This is a genomic window from Gynuella sp. (assembly GCF_050297175.1).
Classification (GTDB): Bacteria; Pseudomonadota; Gammaproteobacteria; order Pseudomonadales; family Natronospirillaceae; genus Gynuella.
In genome coordinates this window covers 106,947-128,973 of the sequence record NZ_JBNKSF010000014.1, presented here as the reverse complement: position 1 = coordinate 128,973, position 22,027 = coordinate 106,947, and the positions used below count along the sequence as shown (strand labels likewise).

General features: G+C 45.2%; 16 protein-coding genes and 1 tRNA gene. 12 read left to right on the top strand and 5 right to left on the bottom strand.

The genetic code is table 11. The features are described 5' to 3' along the window. Positions 1-308: 308 nt before the first annotated feature. The 9 genes from ACQY6I_RS05480 to ACQY6I_RS05440 all read left to right on the top strand — a co-directional run bounded on the left by ACQY6I_RS05480 (position 309) and on the right by ACQY6I_RS05440 (position 14,562). Positions 309-2,159, top strand: a complete 1,851-nt coding sequence (locus ACQY6I_RS05480) for an ABC transporter ATP-binding protein (RefSeq protein WP_428240459.1) — start codon at positions 309-311, stop codon at positions 2,157-2,159. After that, a complete protein-coding gene (locus ACQY6I_RS05475; RefSeq protein WP_428240458.1) occupies positions 2,143-3,972 on the top strand; it encodes an ABC transporter ATP-binding protein in 1,830 nt (609 codons plus the stop codon). Before ACQY6I_RS05480 ends, ACQY6I_RS05475 begins: the two co-directional genes overlap by 17 nt. Next, the gene (locus tag ACQY6I_RS05470) at positions 3,962-4,378 is read left to right on the top strand and encodes a YqaA family protein (RefSeq protein ID WP_428240457.1); all 417 of its coding nucleotides are present in this window, start codon (positions 3,962-3,964) and stop codon (positions 4,376-4,378) included. Before ACQY6I_RS05475 ends, ACQY6I_RS05470 begins: the two co-directional genes overlap by 11 nt. Positions 4,379-4,530: 152 nt before the next feature. Beyond that, positions 4,531-4,983, top strand: a complete 453-nt coding sequence (locus tag ACQY6I_RS05465) for a chemotaxis protein CheX (protein ID WP_428240456.1) — start codon at positions 4,531-4,533, stop codon at positions 4,981-4,983. A 110-nt stretch (positions 4,984-5,093) separates the two neighbouring features. Further along, positions 5,094-7,916 carry an FAD-binding and (Fe-S)-binding domain-containing protein gene (locus ACQY6I_RS05460; protein WP_428240455.1) on the top strand — a complete coding sequence of 941 codons (2,823 nt, stop codon included), beginning with the start codon at positions 5,094-5,096 and terminating at the stop codon, positions 7,914-7,916. A gap of 765 nt (positions 7,917-8,681) precedes the next feature. Then, positions 8,682-8,769: transfer RNA gene (locus tag ACQY6I_RS05455), tRNA-Ser, on the top strand. A 1,154-nt stretch (positions 8,770-9,923) separates the two neighbouring features. Further along, the gene (locus ACQY6I_RS05450) at positions 9,924-10,274 is read left to right on the top strand and encodes a hypothetical protein (protein WP_044618083.1); all 351 of its coding nucleotides are present in this window, start codon (positions 9,924-9,926) and stop codon (positions 10,272-10,274) included. Between the two features lie 689 nt (positions 10,275-10,963). Continuing rightward, positions 10,964-12,577, top strand: a complete 1,614-nt coding sequence (locus ACQY6I_RS05445; protein WP_428240454.1) for a hypothetical protein — start codon at positions 10,964-10,966, stop codon at positions 12,575-12,577. A gap of 422 nt (positions 12,578-12,999) precedes the next feature. Then, positions 13,000-14,562 carry a hypothetical protein gene (locus ACQY6I_RS05440; protein ID WP_428240453.1) on the top strand — a complete coding sequence of 521 codons (1,563 nt, stop codon included), beginning with the start codon at positions 13,000-13,002 and terminating at the stop codon, positions 14,560-14,562. Between the two features lie 25 nt (positions 14,563-14,587). Here the strand turns inward: ACQY6I_RS05440 and ACQY6I_RS05435 are convergent, their stop codons facing one another. From ACQY6I_RS05435 to ACQY6I_RS05425, 3 genes are all read right to left on the bottom strand, one after another. Then, positions 14,588-15,952 (bottom strand): phosphomannomutase CpsG, encoded by a 1,365-nt coding sequence (locus ACQY6I_RS05435; RefSeq protein WP_428240452.1) that lies wholly within the window; start codon positions 15,950-15,952, stop codon positions 14,588-14,590. Positions 15,953-16,116: 164 nt separating this feature from the next. Continuing rightward, positions 16,117-16,911 carry a phosphonate metabolism protein PhnP gene (gene phnP / locus ACQY6I_RS05430; protein ID WP_428240451.1) on the bottom strand — a complete coding sequence of 265 codons (795 nt, stop codon included), beginning with the start codon at positions 16,909-16,911 and terminating at the stop codon, positions 16,117-16,119. A 269-nt stretch (positions 16,912-17,180) separates the two neighbouring features. Further along, a complete protein-coding gene (locus ACQY6I_RS05425; protein ID WP_428240450.1) occupies positions 17,181-17,771 on the bottom strand; it encodes a hypothetical protein in 591 nt (196 codons plus the stop codon). A gap of 212 nt (positions 17,772-17,983) precedes the next feature. On the opposite strand from ACQY6I_RS05425, the gene ACQY6I_RS05420 reads away from it, so the two are divergent. Beyond that, a complete protein-coding gene (locus tag ACQY6I_RS05420; RefSeq protein ID WP_428240449.1) occupies positions 17,984-18,232 on the top strand; it encodes a FeoA family protein in 249 nt (82 codons plus the stop codon). After that, positions 18,229-20,268 carry a ferrous iron transport protein B gene (feoB, locus tag ACQY6I_RS05415; RefSeq protein WP_428240448.1) on the top strand — a complete coding sequence of 680 codons (2,040 nt, stop codon included), beginning with the start codon at positions 18,229-18,231 and terminating at the stop codon, positions 20,266-20,268. Before ACQY6I_RS05420 ends, feoB begins: the two co-directional genes overlap by 4 nt. 25 nt (positions 20,269-20,293) lie before the next feature. Here the strand turns inward: feoB and hisI are convergent, their stop codons facing one another. Further along, entirely contained in the window at positions 20,294-20,701 is a 408-nt protein-coding gene (gene hisI, locus ACQY6I_RS05410; protein WP_428240447.1) for a phosphoribosyl-AMP cyclohydrolase, read from the bottom strand. 51 nt (positions 20,702-20,752) lie between these two features. Here hisI and ACQY6I_RS05405 point away from each other — a divergent pair, with 51 nt between their 5' ends. Then, positions 20,753-21,205 carry a transcriptional repressor gene (locus ACQY6I_RS05405; RefSeq protein ID WP_428240446.1) on the top strand — a complete coding sequence of 151 codons (453 nt, stop codon included), beginning with the start codon at positions 20,753-20,755 and terminating at the stop codon, positions 21,203-21,205. 36 nt (positions 21,206-21,241) lie between these two features. On the opposite strand, the gene ACQY6I_RS05400 is transcribed toward ACQY6I_RS05405, so the two are convergent. Then, positions 21,242-22,024: a metal ABC transporter permease gene (locus ACQY6I_RS05400; RefSeq protein ID WP_428240445.1), complete on the bottom strand. Its 783-nt coding sequence runs from the start codon at positions 22,022-22,024 to the stop codon at positions 21,242-21,244. Positions 22,025-22,027: the final 3 nt, after the last annotated feature.

Here is a 22,027-nt window from a genome sequence, read left to right as displayed (position 1 = left end):
AAAAAAGTCAGATAAAAAAACCAGATATGGGTTGCCAAAGTAAATGGTAACGTAATAAATTAGCTCCCGCCTGTTCAAGCAGGCATTTTTATTCACCCGCGATGGAAGAGACATGATGATGCCGAATATCAGAATCTCAAAAGCCCTTTGCAAGTATGAAAGTAAAGGTGCAGCCAAACATTGACGGGAGAACTCTGATCAGCAGTTCTAAGCCCGTCAGCTCAGGCGGGTGAAGCGAATTTTCGAAAGCCCGCATTCATGCGGGCTTTTTTCATTTAAGGCTCGTACAAACTTCAAGGAACAAAGTAATGACGAGTCAAAATTTCTTGTTATTCAACATCATTAAACGCAAAAAGTGGCATTATTTTGCGGCTGCTTTGTGTCTGGCAATCGCCAGTCTATTCTTATTTCTGGTACCAACTATCGGGAAGCTGGTCATCGATAGAGTTATCAGTGCTGATAGAGTTGTTCGGGATGACCTTTCTCAATGGCTTATTCAAATAGCCGGTGGTGCTGATTACCTGTCGGAAAACCTATGGATAGCGGGTCTGGCAATTGTGCTAGTCACTTTGATTAGTGGCCTGTTCATGTTTTTCAAAGACAAACTCGCCGTTAATGCATGTGAATCGACGGTAGAGCAGTTACGAAATCGTTTGTATTTCCATTTACACCTCTTACCCCATGATTTTTATGCCAAGGCGGATAGTGGTGACATTCTTCAACGTTGTACTTCCGATATCGATACACTGAAAGAATTTTTGACCATGCAGGTAATGAATATCGGTCGGGCGATCATACTATTGTTAGTCGTTTTACCGCTGATGTTGCTGCAAAGTGCCTGGATGACTCTGTTATCTCTGATGCTATTGCCCGTGGTGTTTTTATTTGCGATACATTTCTTTGGTCGCGTTAAACAACAGTTTCTAAAAGTTGATGAAGCTGAGGGTGAATTGACCACCATTGTTCAGGAAAACTTAACGGGAATACGTGTAGTTCGTGCATTTGCAAGGCAGCAGTTTGAGATTGACAAATTTGAGGCGAAAAATCGCAAATACTACGATCTCAATATAGAGCTGATGCGCTTGCTGTCCCGATTCTGGTCTACTTCTGATCTGCTTTGTTTCCTTCAGACGGGTGCGGTATTGATTGTAGGGGCATGGCTGGTCAGTATCGACATGATTACGCTGGGAACCTTCTTTGCTTTCTTAACGTATACCAGCATGATCATATGGCCTATTCGCGAACTGGGTAAGGAGTTAAGTGAAGCTGGTAAAGCGGTCATTGCGATATCCCGTATACAGGAAGTTTTGGATGAATCTGAGGAGGTGGAGACTGTTGATCCCCTTCCGATGCCAGAACGCCTGAGGGGCAATATTTGCTTTAAGAACGTTTCTTTTGCGTTTGATCCTGATTTCCCTGTGCTCAATGATATCAGTTTTGAGATCTTTCATGGGCAAACGGTCGCTATTGTTGGACCTACAGGAGCCGGTAAATCCATGTTGGTTCAAGTGTTGTTGCGTATACATGATTATCAGCAAGGGTCTATTCAAATAGATGGGATTGAGCTGAACCGTTTAGACCGCAGGCAATTACGTCACCAGGTTGGAGTATTGCTGCAAGAACCGTTTTTGTTTAGTCGTTCGCTTAAAGAAAATATCCGGTTGAGTGATCGCGCTGCATCTGATGGGCGTGTTTATGACTCAGCTATGCGAGCATCTGTCCACCATACGATTGAAGATTTTGAGCATGGGTATGAAACCGTGGTTGGTGAACGAGGAGTCAGTTTGTCCGGTGGTCAGCGGCAGCGAGTCACGCTGTCGAGAACACTGCTCAAAGAATCGCCAATATTAATTCTGGACGATACGTTGAGTGCAGTTGACAGCGTAACAGAGCGACGGATTTTGAAATCTCTGATGGTTAACCGTCATCAACAGACCCGTTTGATTATTACTCATCGTATCAGTGTCTGCCAGCAGGCTGATGTTATCCTGGTGCTGCAAAATGGTCGTTTGACACAGCAGGGGACTCACGACAGTTTGTTGTCTGAATCGGGTTTTTATCGGCAGTTATGGGATATCCAGAGCGGTCAGAAACATGACTTCGATCAGGATACGAAAGCCTATACCAAAGAAGGACAGGACTATGCACCAGCAAAATAAGATTCAACGATTTGATAAGGGTGTCTGGAAAGAGTTGCTCGGTATCTTCTATGGTCAGCAGAAGAAACTTTTTCACGCAGTTATAGTGTTGGCGTTGGTAACTGCTGCGACAGAGGCATCTTTTACCTTGGTAACAAAGTATGTGGTGGATGAAATTTCCATGCATGGCAATCAGGCAAATCTGCTTCCCTATGCGATTTCTTTTGCAGTGCTGACTTTGGTCTTTGTGTTCTGTATTCGGGCATTTATTCTTTTGGCGGGAACATTGTCCAATCGGCTAATGTATGAACTCCGGCGCCGTACATTTGAGCACTTACAACAGCTGTCGTTTTCCTTTTTTGACCAGAATGCTGTTGGCTGGTTGGTTGCGAGGGTAACTTCTGATTGTGCCAGAATTGCGCGGTTGATCGCTTGGGGAACCTTGGATTTGTTTTGGAGTGTACCATTTATCATCGGTATCTTTGGTGTATTGTTTATCCTGAACTATCGACTTGCGTTTATCCTGCTATCGGTTTTGCCGGTTCTGGCTGTTGTGTCGGTCTTTTTCAGTTTTCGGATTCTTAAAAGCTCAAGATTGGTTCGACAAACCAACTCCCGTCTCACAGCAGTTTACAATGAGGGAATCGCTGGAGTTCAAACCAGTCGGGTCTTAGTGCGGGAACAGGAGAATCTTGAAGAATTTAAAACAGATTCGGTGCTGATGAAGCGACTTTCCACTAATAACCTGTTGCTGTCGGCAGCGTATTATCCTTTGGTGACGTTGTTGATCAGTGTTGCTACCGGATTTGCTATCTGGTTTGGGGGTGCTTCTGTTCTTGTCGGTGTTATAACGGTTGGAACACTGGTGGCGTTTATTTCTTATTCGCGCACCCTCAGTGATCCATTGTTGCAGTTGGCACAGACGCTGACAGACCTTCAGCGTACTACTGCTTGTGCGGAGAGAGTGTTAGGACTGTTGGCAGTCAAACCTCAGATTTATGACTCAGAAGCTGTGTTGAGAAAAGTGGCTGCTTGCCAGGATTCAGAAACGCCGGATGGTGGCGATAGCGACATACATGACATTTGTTTTCAAGATGTCGTTTTTTCCTATAAAACCAGTGAGCCAGTGTTGAAACAGTTTAACTTTAAGACACTGGCAGGGAAGTCCATCGCTTTGGTCGGCCCAACGGGGAGTGGTAAATCTACGATTGTGAATCTGATGTGTCGGTTTTATGAACCTGTGTCCGGACAGATTCTGATCAATGGTGTTGATTATCGCGAAAGAAGCCTGGCGTGGTTGCAATCCAACCTGGGAATTGTCATGCAGACGCCCTTTTTGTTCAGTGGCACGATACGATCAAATATCCGTTATGGAAAACTTGATGCCACAGATGCGGAGGTAGAGGAAGCTGCGAGGTTGGTCAATGCTCATGATCTGATTATGGCTCTTGAGCATGGTTATGATACGGAAGTCGGTGAGGGGGGCAACAATCTGTCCACCGGACAGAAGCAGTTAATATCGTTTGCCCGTGCGGTGATTGGTGACCCACAGATTCTGATAATGGATGAGGCGACCTCCTCGGTTGATACCCAGACAGAATATGTTCTTCAGCAGGGGCTGAAAGCAGTGCTTAAAAATCGGACCAGCTTCATCATTGCTCATCGCCTGTCAACGATTCGTGAGGCGGATTGTATCCTGTATATCGAAAATGGCGAGTTGCTTGAACAGGGTAATCATGTTGAGCTGCTTGCTCATAGGGGACGGTATTTTGAGTTGTATGAAAAACAATATCGTAAAGAGCTCGAGGATGAATTAATGGTTCATGATGGTTGATGCAGATCTTTGGGTTTTATTCTCAAGTGGTTTCCTGTCAGCAACACTACTGCCTGGGAACTCAGAGATTTTGTTGCTTGGTTTTTTGACGAAAGGAGTGGAAATCCTGCCAGCCTGGGTTTCCGTTACATTAGGCAATACGCTGGGATCCGTTACCTCTTTCGTGGTAGGGGATCTCTTGCGTAGAGGGTATTCGTTAAAATTTGCAGCGGTCCATCAGCGCTCTGGTCAATGGGTTCAAAAATATGGCATGTTTATATTGCTGTTTAGCTGGGTTCCTGTGATTGGTGATCCACTTGTTCTCGCTGCAGGCTTTCACCGGCTCAACTTTGCGTTGAGTCTCATATTCATTTTTCTTGGTAAATCAATTCGTTATTTCGTTCTTGTCATACCGTTTCTAGGCTGAAATACAGGTTTTTCTGCATATGCAAAAGCTTACAATTGTGTTCGTCAAAGGTAGTCTAAAATAAAGGTGTCCCGGTTGAGTCGAAAAAGATATCCATGCAGGTTGAATACATAAATCCATTTGTTCAGTCCCTATGTGACGTATTAGAAACTATGGCTGATTTCAGGGCGGTTCCGCAGAAACCTTTTCTTAAGCAGGAGGTTCATCAGGCGGCTGTCACTGGTTTTATCCGTATGGAAGGGGAGCAGGCTGTCTGCACAATTGCTATCCATTTTTCTGAACCTGCAATATTAAAAATTGGATCGGTCATGCTGCAGGAAACTCTTACGGTGATCGATGAAGGAGTGGCTGACTTGGTTGGAGAGATTACCAACATGGTGACGGGGGCTACCAAAAAGATTCTCTGGGACAAAGGTTTTGGGTTCGAACTCTCCAGACCGGAGATTTTTCTGGAACAAAGTGAGTACCACCATGTTTTGCCGCACCGAGTAGTCGTGGTGCCGTTTCACTCCGATTTTGGTGATTTTCAGATAGAAGCCTGTATGAAAGATATGCGCAAATCGGCTTCCTGGGGTAAATATTCAGATCATCGTCAAACAGTCTGACCACCTGAAGGGTGTTTCCTGCTTCAGCCAGAGAAATGGATTTCAGTTCTTGTAATAATTGATGGGTTCATATTCACTGGCAAAGACGACATTGTACGGTTGAATACATAATGGAATCCTCTTCTTCTCGCGCATGGTCACAATTTCTGTCTGTGATCAGCCAGCACTTTAAACCAGAAAACATAATCCAGGAATATACCTATCGCTACGCTTATTCAACAGATGCCAGCTTTTATCGGTTGATACCTGAGCTTATTCTGATTGCTACTTCAGAGCAGCAGGTGATTGAGGTTTTGCAGGCAGCAAATGAATCGGCTGTTGCCATTACTTTTCGCGCAGCAGGGACGAGTCTTTCGGGTCAAGCGGTTTCCAGCAGTGTGTTATTGATGCTGGATCGTAGCTGGGATCGGATTCAGGTTGATCTGCAAGGACAAATAGTACATCTACAACCGGGTGTCATCGGAGCAGATGCAAATCGGCAACTGAAACCTTTTGGTCGAAAAATCGGTCCTGACCCCGCATCTATCGATACCTGTAAAATCGGCGGCATCGTTGCTAATAACTCAAGTGGGATGTGCTGTGGTACGGCTCATAATACTTATCATACCCTTCATGGAATCAGAGTTATTTTAGCTGATGGTACCCTGTTGGATACCCGTGATCGCGACAGTGTAGACAGCTTTCGGTTATCCCATGCAACATTATTGGCCGAGCTATCGACGTTATCGGAGCAGGTCAGACAAAACCCTGAATTAAAGAGCAGAATCGAGCACAAATACCGACTTAAGAACACTACCGGTTACAGCATTAACGCACTGGTTGATTTCATAGATCCTGTCGACATTCTGACTCATCTTATTGTTGGTTCTGAAGGTACCTTAGGGTTTATCTCCGAAGTCAGTTATCACACGGTGCCGGATCATGCTAACAAAGCCAGTGCGCTGGTCATTTTTCCGGATATTGAAACTGCCTGTAACGCTGTTCTTGCGTCAAAAGCATTGCCTGTTGATGCAATGGAGTTAATGGACAACAGAAGTCTGAAAGCGGTTGCCGATAAGCCCGGATTGAGTCGTTTGGGTTTTCAATTGGACCTGCAAAACGATGAGTGTTGTGCATTGTTGATTGATATTCGTGGTGTCGATGCCCAGGCTCTAAAGCAAAATATTGAGCAGGTTTCTTCAGTATTATCCGGCTTCGAATTGTTGGCAGAAGCTGTGTTCAGTCAGGATGCCGACGTTATTAAGACTTACTGGGATATCCGCAAAGGTCTGTTTCCAGCCGTCGGTGCTGTACGTCCGGCCGGCACCACCGTTATTATTGAAGATGTTGCATTTCCCCTGGAACGGCTGGCAGAAGGAGTTCATGCTCTTCAGCAGTTATTCGATCAATATCACTACAACGAAGCCATCATTTTTGGTCATGCCCTGGCCGGAAATCTCCACTTTGTTTTCACTCAATCCTTCGAGACCTCAGAAGAAGTTAATCGTTACGAACGTTTTATGGATGATGTCTGTCGGTTAGTGGCAGTTGATTATCAGGGGTCGTTAAAGGCTGAGCATGGAACCGGTCGAAATATGGCACCTTATGTGGAGTTGGAGTGGGGTAAGGATGCATATGCCCTTATGACTCGGATAAAACGTATTTTGGATCCAGAAGGAATACTCAATCCTGGGGTTGTCCTCAACAATGATTCCTCTGTTCACGTTCAAAACCTGAAAAAGATGCCTGCGGCCGATACTTTGGTGGATCGATGTATTGAGTGCGGATTTTGTGAACCGGTATGCCCATCCCGACATCTGACGCTGACACCGAGACAACGCATAACGTTGTACCGGCATATCTGTGAACTGAAGGCTAATGGCCAGGTGCAACGTTTGGCCGAGGTATCCAAGATCTATCAATATGCTGGTGTTGATACTTGCGCTGCAACCGGGCTCTGTGCGCAGAAATGCCCGGTTTCCATCAATACTGGAGACCTTATTCGAAAACTCAGACAGCGACAAAATCGGCGTTGGAAGCCTGTTGCCGTTATGGTGGCGGATCACTTTGCTGCCGCTGCGGCTGTGACAAGAGGGGTTTTGAAGATCACTGAAGCGGGTAGTCGGGTAATTGGGGAAGAGGCGTTGGAGAAAATTTCATCATCCGTCCATCGGATGTCGGGAAGTCGGACGCCATTGTGGGTGCGGGAAGTGCCGTTAGCCAGAAAGAATACAAAGCTGATCAGTCCACCTGAAATCATATCTGCAAGACAGGATGTCGTATACTGGCCATCCTGCATCAGTCGTAATCTGTCGCCTTCCCGACATGATTCATCGTTACCATTGCCGGAGCTGATACTGAAACTGTGCCAACAGGCTGAAATAAATGTCCGGGTACTCAGTGACCCCGCATTGTGCTGTGGTCAGCCATTTGAGTCGAAGGGCTTTCTCGATATAGCCGAACAAAAACGGCTGCAGGCTTATCAGCAGCTGATGGAAATCAGTGATAACGGTAAAATACCCATTTTGATGGACACATCGCCCTGCGCGTTAAAATTTTTTGACCAGACCGAGTTTCGGTTGTATGAACCTTTTGAGTTTGCGCTGGAATATCTATTGCCAGTATTGTCTATTCAGCCACTGGATCGGAAAGTCGCGCTTCATGTCACCTGTAGTACCCGGCGCATGGGGTTGTTGAGTGCTGCTGTTGAGTTAGCGAAGTTGTGTGCTGCTGATGTTTGTGTTCCTGAGGGTATTGAATGCTGTGGTTTTGCCGGAGATAAGGGTTTTGTGGTTCCAGAACTAAATCAGGCGGCACTGGCTGATTTGCAACAGCAGATCAATGGCTGTGTCGAGGGTTATTCAACCAGTATGACTTGTGAGTGCGGATTAGCGCGTCATGCAGGGATACCCTATCGATCTATTCTGTACTTATTGGCAGCAGCTGTACGGTAGATGTCTGTTTAGCTTGATGTCATTAAGAAGCTGTTAATTTTCAAGCAGTGCTGCGAGTGCGGCTTTAGACATCCTCTCCAGCATGTATCGGTGGCACGTTAGGTCGAGTATCTTGAACATTGACGTGCAGAATAGGGGCACGCCTTCCCAATTGACTTGTCGATGGTGTTTGCCTTGTTTCATGTCTGTCCTTGTAACAAATATCCACACCTGCTAAACCACTATAGCGGTCCTGATGAGTGTGTAGTGATCAATGGACGGACATGGTGGGATAAAAATTTCAAAGTGCCTCTAAATTGAATAAGTTATTTCAACTGTGGTGAAGTGTAAGTGTTTATTGTTTAGGAAAGTAAATACTGAAAGGCTCCGATAAGAAAGCAAGGTCTGTCGGATGAAATCAAGTAGCTTGATTACAAATTCGCAGCATTGGGAAGCACCCCAAAGTTCCGGAAATAGGAGACTGTCGTTCAACATTTGTACAAATGTTTGAAATTGACAACTAAGAGCTTCCATCTTCTGGATGGTTGGTGACGTGTGGTTGTGTGACGGGATCCTTTAAGACGGAGGGGGGCAATAGACATGATCGCGTGTTGCGGGTTAGGTTCGTGCTGAAATAGACTGATTTCCAGGTCTTGACCGACAAGAATAAAGATAAGTTGCTGTTTTTATTAAGAAATAGATAAAAACGAGTTGCGTTTCCTCTCTGAGTCATATAGATTACTCGCCTCAAATTCAGGGTGCTTTGTAGTTTCCTGATTGTTTGATGGTGAGGTGTCCGAGTGGTCGAAGGAGCACGCCTGGAAAGTGTGTATACGGCAACGTATCGAGGGTTCAAATCCCTCCCTCACCGCCACTTTAAAATCCGCATAGAGCGGTTTTTTTTGGTCGATAGTAAAGATAGCGGGATATTTTGGGTAAAGCATTCTCTGAAGTAGAGAGGAAGCTGTTTCTGGTCCCGGCTTGAAATGCCTATTTGCACCTTTTTTGTTCTCTTCTCTTATAAATATTTTCTTTGGGTATTTTTCAACAAAAAAGTACCAGATGGCGAGTGTCTGGTTTCCTGATCACTATATTTCCAAACCATGATAAGTGATGAAATAGCACTAGCATTGGCTTTTCTCAATGATCATGTCATCAACAGTATGGCTAGGCCACATCTGTAAATCATCCCATTTAAAGCTCTCCTGATTCGGCTACCTGATATATTCCTATTGAGGTAGTACGGGAAAAAGACCTTTCGGCTCGAGTGGTTTTGTCCGCAATAGTAAAACACAAAGATTTTCCTTCTCTGGTATGACATCAATTTTCCTGCTTTGGTGTCATGTGTGTCCCAAAAGCACTATCAGTAAAAGATCTTTGCTGATGCCAGATATTCTAATTGTTCAAGGTAACTTATTTATACTAAAAGCTCGTGGTATACCAAATTGTTCTGGGGGTATATATCGGTTGCTTTGATTTTCCTAAAAGAGCTATTTTTTATATAAAAATATATTTTTATTCTATCAAAATTGGATAAAGGGAATCCTGTATCGTTTTAGCCCTTTACTTGCTAATTAATAATGCATATTTGCCTTGCTTGATGACAATTGAAATATTTTCAAAAAAAGGGATAGTCTGAAATAGAAAGTTGTGCTGAACCGGTTAATGTAGGGTAAAACACCTTTTAATAGCGGAAAAAAGTATTGTTAGCAAGATAAGTCTAGTCAGCTTTTTAGGATCTTTCCTGGAAAGCAATTTACATTATTGGCTTTTGTGTAATATGCTGTTATTGACTATTTTATGTGTAGTTTGTCTGTAGACTTATAGAATTCATGTTCTATGTTGTAGTTGGTTTGGAGATTGTGATTCATTTTATGAAAACTACTACTAATTGACGGCAAGTTTTCATTCAGAGGGTTGTGATCTCCATTTACTATCCCGGATGTTGAGATATGATGTTATCGGGGTTGTACATAATAATAATCAAAATAGATAGTAGGATAAATTCAATTTAAAGGAAGGTAGATTATGGCAAAATTAAAAACAGAGTCTCAGTTGTGGAATAGCTTGCAGAAGGTGAATCCACCCGCATTGTCAAAGATCAAATTGATAAATCAGGTTGTGTTATACATTTTACTGCAGGCCAAGGAGAAAGAGGATCAGAAGGATGATTGTCTTGTGAAGGATCTATGTCCTCCAGGAAAAGATGATAAGGCAATTCGTAAAGAACTCACCAAATTGGTCGATACTGGAATGGTTAAGCGCTATAACCTTAAAAAACCGGTTCTGGTTAAAGGTTTAAGGCCTTGTGTCATTGGATATCGTTTGACTGCTAAAGGTAAAACCAGTTTGAAGCTTCTGGATAATCTCTTTACCTGATAGATTGTTATCTTTAAGGATGAGTATCAGGCAAGGATGCTAATGTCATTGTCGTTGCTGTTCTCATGTTATCTTTCCATGAAAGTTCTTTTTCTATTTTGACTTTATTGCTCTGATTTGTCCTCCAATCCGGTTTTTGAAAAGCTGTTTCAAAAAAATGGCTTTTTGCCGTCCGATTCAATCTTCGATTAACACTGAAGGTTCTTTTTCCAGTGCTGAAATGTATGTCTTTAATTTATTATGTGACATTGAGGCATTTTTAGAGTTTTGTTCCACTGGGGTGCGATTTAGAAATATCTGATTATTTTATAACCTTGCCTCCTTTGCTTGGAAGATAGTAGAAGGTACTAAAGTGCCATTCTCAGATGCCTTCTGTGTTTTAGGAAGCCCCCCCGGGCAGGCGTTCTTTCTGTATTTGCTTCTCTTTGTTAAATTATTCTGGTTATATCCTTATTTATTTGAGGAGGTAATCATTTGTTTTTTCCGTTCTCGATGATGTTAACTAACCTTTGGTTTCGCCGTTAGAAGTTTGTTATTTTCAGCTGGCTTCTGCTACAGGAGGTTGTTTTGTAAGCCCTTTTTTGCCGTGCATTAGCAGATATTGATGGATGTTGGTGAGAACATGTGACAGATTTTGGGTCAAAGGTGCAGAAAGGGTAGTTTTGAAATTAGTTTGTATAGGTGCAGGTATGGTAGTACAGAAACTCTATTCCTATTTAATGGTTATGTGTGTCCTAATATGGTTTCCCGGTCAGGCAAATGCGTTTACTTTTTTTTCGCCCAAGTCGATAGAGATGAAAGTTGCCAGTGTTAATGGTGGTAATATCGAAATTCGGTTTATCAGCAATGACAAAACTGTCAAACCACAAAAAGTACTTGGTAAACAGGGGCAGATAACTATACAGACCCGTGTTTACAACCAGCGTAATACTAGAGTGTCCAGACAGTATAGTTTGGACCCCATGAAGCCTTATCTCAAACATTTGCAGCAGTATATCGTTGAGGACGGCACTATCAGAATTCCTTTTGAGTTTGACTACCTGACTGCAACTGAGCCTGGATATGCATTCTTTATCACTGTAGATGTAACGACAAAAACATCGGTAGCTTTATCCGAATCTGTGATTATTGATTTACATAAGACCAGCAGCGTCAACGCTTTCTCCAGTCCTGATGAATATCATGCCTTGTTAGACCATTTGAAGGATATGTTGTTATCGCCAGAACAGGTACAAATGCTGGCTGAAAACCTTGAAAAAGCCGGTGAGCTGGAAGTTTGTAAACTGGCTTTGACTGCCCGAATAAAACCTAATTGGAGGATAAGTAAACAGCACTGCTCGGTCGGTGAGGGGGCTCCATCAGGAGACAATGATATGGACGAGGGGTGTGTTGAGCTATCGGATCGGATTTTTTCAGATTTGTTAGCGAGAGCAACAAAGCAATGTGAGATTGACGATATCGCACGTCGACAAGTGGGTAATAGTGTTGCTGAGGATCTGGTGAATCAATTTGTCTCCCATTGGGTGACGAGTTCTGAGTTTTATCACTCAACCACAGATCTGACTGATGTTTTATCCTGGTATGACCAGTTTGCACCCTCTCAGATTGCTGATGTTAAGAGCGCTATGAAGTTTGAAATGAACAGGGTGGCTATAAAACAAAATAGTCATCGGAACTTTAAGGACGAGGTGGTTATCAGTGAGGCATATCGTAATCTGGTCGTGTCTGAGCTGGTGGTTGCTGCTGTTACCCATAATTTTCGTGAGCGGGCTCGACTGGCAGAGGTATGTAAACAGCAGGTGCCTGGTCTTGGTGAGGATAAATGTTTCGAATTTGCCTCTGATATATCCCTAGGGCTCATTAAGCCGTTTGGTTTTGCGGATTTGTCAGAGATGCATGAAAGCGCTGCGTATATGCGTCGTCAATATAAGAGTTCATTAAAAGGCAAGATACCTGCAGAGATGATTGAATCTAGTCTATCAAATGTCAGAAATTGGGTGCAGAAGTATGTTAGTACGCAATATGAACAATCCAATTGCCTTAACAAAAGTCTGTTTCCTCTCAGTTTTATGATCGTTCGCAATCGGATTCCCAATATTGAGTTGATCGAAAAACGTAACAGCGAAGAATACAAGTACATGGTCGAAATGCTGTCAAACAATATGGAAAGCGCCGTTCAGCAGTTATGGTCTTCTCTGCAAAGGTATCCTAAACTTCGGGATGGGCGTTTGAGTGCTGCAGGTTGTACTGATTCTGCTGTTTTGAGTTCTGCGTTCGAGCCATTGCTGAGAAATAGTCGATAGCCAGTTGATTTTCTAACCAGTTGTGTGCTTGATCATCGGGCTTTTAATAACATCGTCTCATGCTATGCTTGTTTAAAGGGAGAGGCTGGTAATGGGTGCCAGCGTCTTTGATGAAGAATTACAACAATATCAACAATGGAATTATTGCAGGTAGTTCGAATCTGTCATTTGAAAAGCGTTAGTCTCTCTATGTTCTGTTAAACTGGGGAATCGATCTCAATTTTATCCAATCACCATAGTGCAAGGGCTGCTACTTAATTTAGACTAGTCGGTTTGTTCGATATAGCCGGCTTCTCCAGTGTTTTGATTATGAGTTCTAAGAGAGGCTGATTCGTCATAGAGTGATTTCAGTAACGATGGGGTGGCGCCTGAATTTTTTCGCAAAATTTCTTGTCCGTGTTGTCTTGGGATATGTGATTGCTTTGCCTGCGTGGGCGGCTTCTACAAATGCTGAACTAAAACTGGTGTCCGTTGAGAAGGGGTTTGTCCGGGTCGAGCTTTGGCACCAGGGGAATATTGTTAAACCAGACAAAATATTGGGGGCCAATGGTATGGTTGCGGTTAAAACCAAAGCCTACAATCCCCGAAATATGCTCGCCGTCAAGTTATATAGTACAACTCCTTCGGAACAAGATGTTCTGGCTCTTCAATCATTCATCAATCGTGATAACTCTATTTCATTGCCTGTCGTTTTTAACTATAGGGAAGCCAGTGAACCCGGTTACCAGATGACGGTTGAGGTTGCTATGATTACCAAAAAGAATGAATTATTGAGTGCAGCAACAACGATTGACCTACTGCAGGCAGGGAGCCGGAGTGCTTTTCAAAGTATCGAAATCTATCAATCTATCCTTTCAAGGCTGAAAGATATCCAGCTGTCTTCCGCTCAGGTTGAACGTTTGGCTCAGAGTCTGAAAACAGCAGATCAGTACAAAGTTTGTTCCCTGTCTTTGACTGCATGGTCCCGTCCAGGGTGGTCGATGAGTAAGCAACACTGTAATCCAGATAAAAATGCTGTTTTTGGAGATAGTTTTGTTATGCAGGAGTGTGCAGAGCTGTCTGATCGTCTGTTTGCTGATCTAATCGAAGCGGCTGCCCAGCAGTGCCAGGTTGAAGAGATTGCCAGACAGCAGATTGGTCGTGCATTTGCCAGTGAACTGGTATCCCGTCTGGTTTCTCAGAAACTCCAGTATATGCAAATATATCAGTCCACAGCCTCGCTGGATCAGGTCTATGAGTGGTATGAAGCATTCTTGCCTGATTCGTTGGATGAAGCCAAAAAGCTTATGAAGGCTCAACTGAACAAGGTTGGCGCACGTCGGAAGCAATTCAGCAAGATGGTAGCCAGTGTTGTCGAAACAGATGAATATGCGGATCTGGTCGTTTCTGAACTGGCATCTGCAATTGTTACTCAGAATGTCAGGGAGCGAGATCTGGTCAAGAATATTTGCACCTCTCAGGTTGCAAAACTTTCTCCTCAGCAGTGTTATGACTTTGCTTCAGATGTTGCCAATGCATTGTTAAAACCCTTTAGTGCAACCGATCTTTCTGAGCTGTATGGCAAGGCTGAGTCCATACGTCGACTCTATCGGAAGGCCCTGGAATCTAAAGTTCCGAAGGATTTTGTGTACTCGAGTATCAAAGCGGTAAGTCGTTGGGCGGAAGCGTATGCGAAGCGGGAACATCTTCAGTCCAATTGTTTCAATAGGAGTGTCTTTCCGCTGGGATTTATGGCTGAGCGCAATCGAATTCCTAATCCGGATCTGGTTGCCCGATCAGGTAGTGGTGAATACCAATATATGATTGATCAGTACGCCAGCACTCTTAAAACGGCTTTGTATCAGCTTGGTGAGTCTTTGCGTCGTTATCCAAAACTTAAGTCCGGGGAGCTTGAGCCTATTAGCTGTACCGATACGGTTATTCTGGGGCCAACTTTCGATCTGTTATTTGGTGTGGGAGCGAATCCACGGCCGGTTACTCAATAACCGGCCGGATAATGAAAGGGTAGAATCAGGCCCGGACCAGAGCCAATAGTTCGTCGGTCTTTTCCTGCATCAACTGTTTGTCGCCACGGGTTTCGACATTGAGTCTGACAACCGGTTCGGTATTGGATTTCCGTAGATTGAAGCGCCAGTCCTTGAACTCCAGTGAGATACCATCGGTTCGGTCTTCTGCAATCGCATCTGCTTTAAACGCGTTATAGACTCTTTCAATTGAAGCGTCTGCATCTGTCACTTTACTGTTGATTTCCCCTGGAGAAGGGTATGTGGCCAGCCGTTGTTGGGTCAGCGATGTCAGGCTGACTTTCTTGCGTGACAACAAATCGATGACCAGCAACCATGGGATCATGCCGGAGTCACAATAGGAGAAGTCCCGGAAGTAATGGTGAGCGCTCATTTCACCACCATAAATGGCATCTTCAGCACGCATTTTTTCTTTAATGAAAGAATGGCCTGATTTGGACATTACGGGTTCACCGCTGTTGGCTTTGACGATATCGACAGTATTCCAGGTCAATCTGGGATCATAAACGATTTTGCTGCCGGGGTTGGTTTGCAGAAATGCTTCGGCCAATAGGCCTACAATGTAATAACCTTCGATAAAAGTACCTTCGGAATCCCACATGAAACAGCGGTCATAGTCGCCATCCCAAGCAATTCCAAGGTCGGCATGATTTTCAATAACGGCGTTGCCGGTAACCGGTTGTTGTTCATGTAACAAAGGATTTGGAATGCCGTTAGGGAAGGTACCATCGGGTTCGTTGAAGATCTTAATAAACTCAATCGGTGCACCAGCTGCTTTGAAAGCTGTCTCCAATCGGTCGATAGTTGGTCCGGCAACGCCATTACCAGCATTTACCACGATCTTTATCGGTTGAAGCTGTTTAAGGTCGACATAACTTAGCAAGTGTTCAATATACGCGGCACTATTATCCCGTTTGGTCAGAGTTCCTCGACTACCGGTGTCCTTGAACTGGTTTTTCTCCGCCAAGGTTTTGATTTGTTTCAGGCCAGTGTCTGCTGAAATAGGACGGGCACCCTCCCTAACCATCTTCATACCGTTGTAGTTAATGGGGTTGTGGCTGGCCGTGACCATACAACCGCCATCAACTTTTAAATGAGAAGTGGCAAAGTAAATTTCCTCGGTACCGCACAGGCCTATATCTATAACATCTGCACCAAAATCGCGTATGCCGTTTGCGAACGCCAGTTTCAGCTCCTCGGATGTGGCGCGAATGTCTCCGCCGACCACGATTGTTTTGGGTTTGAAGAATTCTGCGTATGCGCGGCCGATACGATAGGCAATATCGGCATTCAGTTCTTTTCCGAGTTCACCACGGATGTCGTAGGCTTTGAAGCAGGTTAACTCAGCCATAGATTGCTCCCTATTGATATGGAAATGGGTCCTGGCCTGAGCCGAGGATAGCGGCCCAGTCTCCGGGTTTGGATATAGTATCTGTTGCCAGGGGTGAATTAACAGCTTTTAACAAACAATTAACCCAATACTTAAGACTGTGTCATATCCGACGACAAAATTATTCAGGTTCCGAGTTTAGAGCGGAGGTTGCCTGACAGGTTTTCGAGGCGAATGGTCAGCTGATCCACGGCAACGTGAATATGCATTGGCAGGCGTTTGAAATGTTCGATTAGAAATAAATCCATGGTATGGCTGATATGGGTGAGGTAGGTCGTCTCCGGTTTTACTTCGCGTACGATCTCTATAACTTCATCAAAATCGTTATGGTGCTGATGACTCGCGACACCCGGTGGGTGAGTACAATCGATAACCAGTACTTCCGGTTGCCACTGCTGTAGGAACTTTTGGCTCTGTTCAGGTAGGCCCCTGGTATCGGTCAGATAGGCTATTCGATGAGCCGGGGATTCAACACAGTATCCGTAGGTCGGGCGGTTATGTTGCAGGGGAAGAGGCGTAATATTAAGGATCCCTGCCTGGAAAACCTTGAAGGACTCAATGCTTGGTTGAAAATCCAATATACCTGGTTCTGCAATCAATGCATTTGGTGATTGTGGATCAGAAGGGCAATACACTGGAATGATATCGTTCATGCCGCGACGCAAGTGAAAGAGCCCCTGTATATGATCCATATCGAAATGCGTTAGAAGAATGGCATTGAGGTCCCCAGGACTAAAACGCTGACCTAAATCGGTGAGTCCTGCATCCAGCAGAACCATATTGTTCTCATGTTGGATCAGTGCGCAGGCAGGGCGACGAATATAAGAGGATATTAAACGAGCACGTTGACAGGCTTTGCACTCGCAGCCGTATACTGGAACCTGTTGTGAGTCACCGGTTCCCAGAAAGGTAAGTTTCATCGGTACGGGTCTCTGTTCGACGTGCAGATAGAATGTAGTCCGGTAGATACCTGCTTACCGCACCTGTATCAGAATGTGTCTTTTGGGTTTCTGACAGGCTGATATCCTGAGATTCTCTTCGCCGTTGCTGCAAGCGCTGTTGCAGCATGAAGTGTCGGTTTCTAGCGCAAATAGACATTGTTTGTTTCCATGGTGTCAATTATTTTCGGTCATCATGGCCCGGAAATATGACATTCGTATGAAGGGAGGTAGCCAGCTATCGTGACTACTTAAGGGGTGCTTTCATAGCTATTGCTATCGAGACCATCATAACGGCGTGCTGAGGTTGTGCCATCTTTTTCAAGGGAGCTGCTGGCTGCAGCTGATCCGAGTCGCAGAGACTGAGAGCCATTATCGAGTTGAAAAATGGAGTATTCAGTACTCTCTCCGGACTCAATATTCAGCTCAACAGCGGACTCTGAGCTGTTAGTCAGTAAGGCGTTGCCGATTTCATAGCAGGAATAATAAGATTGTTTGGTGGAAATTGTATTGCTGTTGCAATCGGTAGTGGAGTAAGTGATGTAGGTTTCCTGAAGGGTGCCATCTTCAGAGAAATTCAGCTCGGTCTTATAAGCTTTGCCATCCATTGAGCCTGGATTTCCAGTACTGCCGGACGCACGCGTTATTGAGTGTAACGTTGTGTCAGTCGTCAGTTTGTCATTGGCAACAATTTTGCAGCTTTGTCGCCAGTTGCCAATCAATTCCCGGGCTTGGGTATTGGATGTCGGACAGCGGTAGTCGTCATTGTTTTCGGTGTTACAGCCTGTTTGTATTAACGATGCTGCAGCCAAGGATAATCCTACGGTAAACCTGGTTGTCATGCTGATAATCTTGTTCGGAGTTGAATATTGCCATCTTTTACAAGGTTGCGGATTCAGGCAAAGCAAATTTGCCGGTAATTTGATGCATGTCTCAGTAATTTTTGGTCCTGTCGGTTGGCTGCTTTATTGCTTGTCTTTGATTTATATCATGACAGTCTAGTATTTCATCTCTATCATTGAGAATCATTATCAATCTTGTCAGGGGGCGGTCTATGGTGTTATCACAGTTACAAAAGGGACATGTCGCAAAAATTCACCGGGTAACCCACCCCCACGGTGAAACTCAGGAACAGCTGATTAGTTTGGGCTTTGATCCAGGAGAAACTGTACAGTTAATGATGAAAGCTCCATTTGGGAATCCCATGCAAATCAAAGTGGGGTCGACACTTATAGCAATTCATTCCACAGATGCTCAACATGTACATCTATGTGAGTCGGAGTGTAAGGATCATGCTGTATGAGTTTGAGCATTACACTGGTCGGAAATCCAAATACTGGTAAAACCACCCTGTTCAATAAACTTGCAGGGACCCGGCAAAAAGTGGGCAACTGGACCGGCGTGACGGTCGAATGTAAAACCGGCTTTTTCAGCACCAATGAGCGGCGTGTGGACATGACCGATCTGCCCGGAGTCTATAGTTTAGGGCATCATTCTGGTGGTATGGACGAAGCGCTGGCACGGAAGTTTTTAACTGAAGATAGTTATGATGTAATCGTTAATGTTGTAGATGCCACCAACCTGAAGCGTAACTTGAAGCTCACCGCTGAGCTGGTGGGAATGCAACGGCCTATGATCGTTGTGCTGACGATGACTGATTTGGCCGAAAAAATAGGATCGATGCCGGATGTAGCGCAGTTATCCGCTAACCTGGGTATTCCGGTGATTGATGGCAATCGCTATTCTGCCAGTGAATTGCAAAAACATCTGGCTGATGTGGCTCTGGAAGTCAAACAAATCGGCAAACCCGTTGTAATGCAGTCTGTTTCTCACTGGCTGTCGGGTGTTATTAAAAATACCTCAGGCGGACAAAACATCACCGAAAAAGTGGATTCCATCGTATTGCACCCCTGGTTTGGCATTCCGATATTTTTGTTTGCCATGTACACAATGTTTGCGCTGGCCATCGGTATCGGATCATTGTTTATCGATCCTATTGATATGTTGGCCGGATATTGGTTTGTGGAACTACCCAGTCATTGGTTGATGGTGCTGGGTACTCCGGACTGGATGATTACGGTTTTTGCCAAAGGATTAGGAGGCGGGTTACAGCTGGTTGCAGGCTTTATTCCGGTTATTGGATTTCTGTATCTTTGTTTGAGTATTCTGGAAGACAGTGGCTATATGGCCAGAGCTGCTTTTATCGTGGATCGCATGATGTCTGCAATTGGTTTGCCGGGGCAGGCATTTATTCCACTGTTATTGGGGTTTGGTTGTAATGTCCCCTCGATCATGGCTACTCGAAGCCTGACCAATATCAGACAGCGCATGTTGACCATGGCAATGGCTCCGTTTATGTCTTGTGGCGCCAGGTTGGCCGTTTACGCTATGTTTGTCTCTGTTTTCTTTCGTGACAATGCTGAACTACTGGTGTTTGCTCTTTATCTCTTGGGTATTCTTGTGGCAGTGGGAACGGCATGGATATTCAGAAAACAGTTGTTTAAGGATGTTCGTGCCAGTTCGTTTATGGAGATGCCGCACTATCATCGTCCACGCTGGAGTAATGTGGGCATTTCCAGCTGGCATAAAATTCGTGGCTTTGTTATGCGGGCAGGCAAAACCATCGTATTGGTTTCAGCTGTACTGACCGTTCTTAACTCGGTACCGTCATGGCGCTCTGAGCAACAGGAGGGACGCCCCTCTGCGCTGGCCGAAGTCGGGCAGGTGATTGCACCGGTTTTTACGCCGATTGGAATGGGAGAGGATAACTGGCCGGCTGCCGTGGGGATTTTTACCGGTATTCTGGCCAAGGAGGCTGTCGTTGGTACCATGGAAGCTTTGTACTCGGGAGAAACCGAGGATGCCAGTGAGTTTGTTTCGCCGCTGACTAATGTTACTGAAGCGGCAGCATTGCTGGGTTCAAATCTGCTGGGTATCGTGACCGCTGTGACTGATCCGCTGGGTTTTACTGATGTGGCTCAGGCAGAGGCTGGGGTTGTCGATACTCCGAGTCATTCGAAAATGGTTGAGTTATTCGCAGGTTGGCAAGGGGCGCTGGCTTATCTGGTATTTATTCTCCTATATACCCCTTGTGCGGCTGCCATAGGGGCACTGGTAAAAGAAGGGGGCAAACTCTGGACACTCGTAGTGGCAGGGTGGACCACATCGGTGGCATATGCCGCTGCGGTCTATTGTTTCCAGTTGCTGACATTTGCCCGGCATCCGTTGCAATCTTTCACAACACTTATGCTCGTTACCATCTGGATGGTTGCTTTTGTTGTGTTGCTGAAAATGTGGGTAAGGCCAAAAATCAACCGCGAGCTGATTGCTGTTGGTTGAAGCAAAGTATCACTACCAATCCGGCTCAGGCCGGATTGGTGAGGATCGTAACTTGATCGCCGTTCACTTCAAGATAAAAACAGTTGCGACGATTGGTGTGGCAGGCTGGTCCAGTCTGATTCACTTGTAACAGGATGGCATCGCCATCACAATCGAACCGCATGCTGACCAGCTTTTGCACATGCCCGGAACTTTCGCCTTTGCGCCAGTAGCTCTGGCGTGAGCGCGACCAGTAGCATACCTGTCCGGTTTCGAGTGTTTCCCTGATGGCTGCTATATTCATCCAGGCTAGCATTAATACTTCTCCAGTATCATGCTGCTGGGCAATGGCCGGGATTAACTCCTGTTCATTGAATTTAAGCTGGCGCAAAGCGTCTTCCAGCCCGATCTGCTGACCTTGGGGTAAAGTTTCGTAGTTTTTAAACTGACTCATAACCACTCTTTCAGTATGATTGGAGTCAGCATTATCGATGAAACGGAATATATGGCAAAGGCGATTCTAACGACCGCAGAACAATTATGTCAGCAGCAGGGTGAAAAGCTGACTGAGTTGCGGAAAACCATATTGTTGATTCTGGCAGAACAAGAGACAGCATTAACCGCTTATCAGTTACTGGATTTGTTGCAGCAGGCCCGTCCCAATGCCAAACCACCTACGGTTTATCGGGGACTGGAGTTTTTGCAGCAGCTGGGTCTGGTCCACCGAATTGACTCTACCAATAGTTACCTGGTGTGCCATCACACCGATCATAAACACAGTGCCCAGTTTTTTATTTGCAACCGCTGTGGTTTGGTAGAGGAGTTGAAGCTGGATAATCTGACTGAACAGTTGGAGCAGGAAGCATTGCAGCGCAGTTTTCAGATTCAATCCCAAACCATTGAAGTATCCGGCATTTGTGGCAAGTGCCAGCAGGCCGCTGGAAATCTAAAAAAATAGCGGTGATTCCATTGCTGGCAGATATGATGTAACCGATCAACTCTGGCGTCGAAACAGGCTGGCCATGAATAGCAGACATGCAAATATCACGATTGCGGGTCCGCTGGCCAGGTCCCACCAGTAAGACATCAACAGGCCTCCGAACACCGACAAACTTCCCAGCAGAGAAGCGAACACAGCCATTTGTTCGGGAGAACGAGCGAGTCGGCGGGCGGTTGCTGCCGGCACAATCAGAAGTGAGGTGATCAGTAATATACCTACGGCTTTCATTGCGATGGCAATGGTAAAGGCCAGTAACAGCAAAAAGATCAGCTGTATACGGGTGATCGCAACGCCTTCGGCTGCTGCCAGTTCGGTTGAAACAGTCATCAACAGTAAGGATTTCCATATCACAGTGAGTGTTAGCAGTGCTGCGATACCGATGGCATATATCCAGGCGATATCGTTCCAGTTTAACGTCAGCAGGTCTCCAAATAGCAAGCCATTGAGATCAATCCCGGGGTTATGAATCATCCCTAGGGCGATCAGTCCGAGAGAAAGTGAGCCGTGGGATAAAATTCCCAATAATGTATCTGTTGGCAGCAGTGTTTGGCGATCCAGAATAAACAGCAGAATGGCCACCGTTGTGGTGGTTACAACCAGTCCTAACAATGGCTGTATGGCCATGAGCAGGCCCAGAGCGACACCCAGTAAGCCTGAGTGGGCCAGCGTATCGCCAAAATAGGCCATGCGCCTCCAAACCATAAAACTTCCCAGAGGACCGGTGATCAGTGCGATCCCCAGACCACCCAGTATTGCCATGATCAGAAACTGATCCATACA

What these genes read in the sequence shown, in the direction of transcription:
- ACQY6I_RS05400 (WP_428240445.1), bottom strand. Translation starts at nt 22,024, where the DNA reads ATGGATCAGTTTCTGATCATGGCAATACTGGGTGGTCTGGGGATCGCA.
- ACQY6I_RS05470 (WP_428240457.1), top strand. Translation starts at nt 3,962, where the DNA reads ATGATGGTTGATGCAGATCTTTGGGTTTTATTCTCAAGTGGTTTCCTG.
- ACQY6I_RS05480 (WP_428240459.1), top strand. Translation starts at nt 309, where the DNA reads ATGACGAGTCAAAATTTCTTGTTATTCAACATCATTAAACGCAAAAAG.
- ACQY6I_RS05420 (WP_428240449.1), top strand. Translation starts at nt 17,984, where the DNA reads ATGGTGTTATCACAGTTACAAAAGGGACATGTCGCAAAAATTCACCGG.
- ACQY6I_RS05460 (WP_428240455.1), top strand. Translation starts at nt 5,094, where the DNA reads ATGGAATCCTCTTCTTCTCGCGCATGGTCACAATTTCTGTCTGTGATC.
- phnP (WP_428240451.1), bottom strand. Translation starts at nt 16,911, where the DNA reads ATGAAACTTACCTTTCTGGGAACCGGTGACTCACAACAGGTTCCAGTA.
- ACQY6I_RS05445 (WP_428240454.1), top strand. Translation starts at nt 10,964, where the DNA reads ATGGTAGTACAGAAACTCTATTCCTATTTAATGGTTATGTGTGTCCTA.
- ACQY6I_RS05435 (WP_428240452.1), bottom strand. Translation starts at nt 15,952, where the DNA reads ATGGCTGAGTTAACCTGCTTCAAAGCCTACGACATCCGTGGTGAACTC.
- ACQY6I_RS05425 (WP_428240450.1), bottom strand. Translation starts at nt 17,771, where the DNA reads ATGACAACCAGGTTTACCGTAGGATTATCCTTGGCTGCAGCATCGTTA.
- ACQY6I_RS05465 (WP_428240456.1), top strand. Translation starts at nt 4,531, where the DNA reads ATGGCTGATTTCAGGGCGGTTCCGCAGAAACCTTTTCTTAAGCAGGAG.
- ACQY6I_RS05475 (WP_428240458.1), top strand. Translation starts at nt 2,143, where the DNA reads ATGCACCAGCAAAATAAGATTCAACGATTTGATAAGGGTGTCTGGAAA.
- ACQY6I_RS05450 (WP_044618083.1), top strand. Translation starts at nt 9,924, where the DNA reads ATGGCAAAATTAAAAACAGAGTCTCAGTTGTGGAATAGCTTGCAGAAG.
- feoB (WP_428240448.1), top strand. Translation starts at nt 18,229, where the DNA reads ATGAGTTTGAGCATTACACTGGTCGGAAATCCAAATACTGGTAAAACC.
- hisI (WP_428240447.1), bottom strand. Translation starts at nt 20,701, where the DNA reads ATGAGTCAGTTTAAAAACTACGAAACTTTACCCCAAGGTCAGCAGATC.
- ACQY6I_RS05405 (WP_428240446.1), top strand. Translation starts at nt 20,753, where the DNA reads ATGGCAAAGGCGATTCTAACGACCGCAGAACAATTATGTCAGCAGCAG.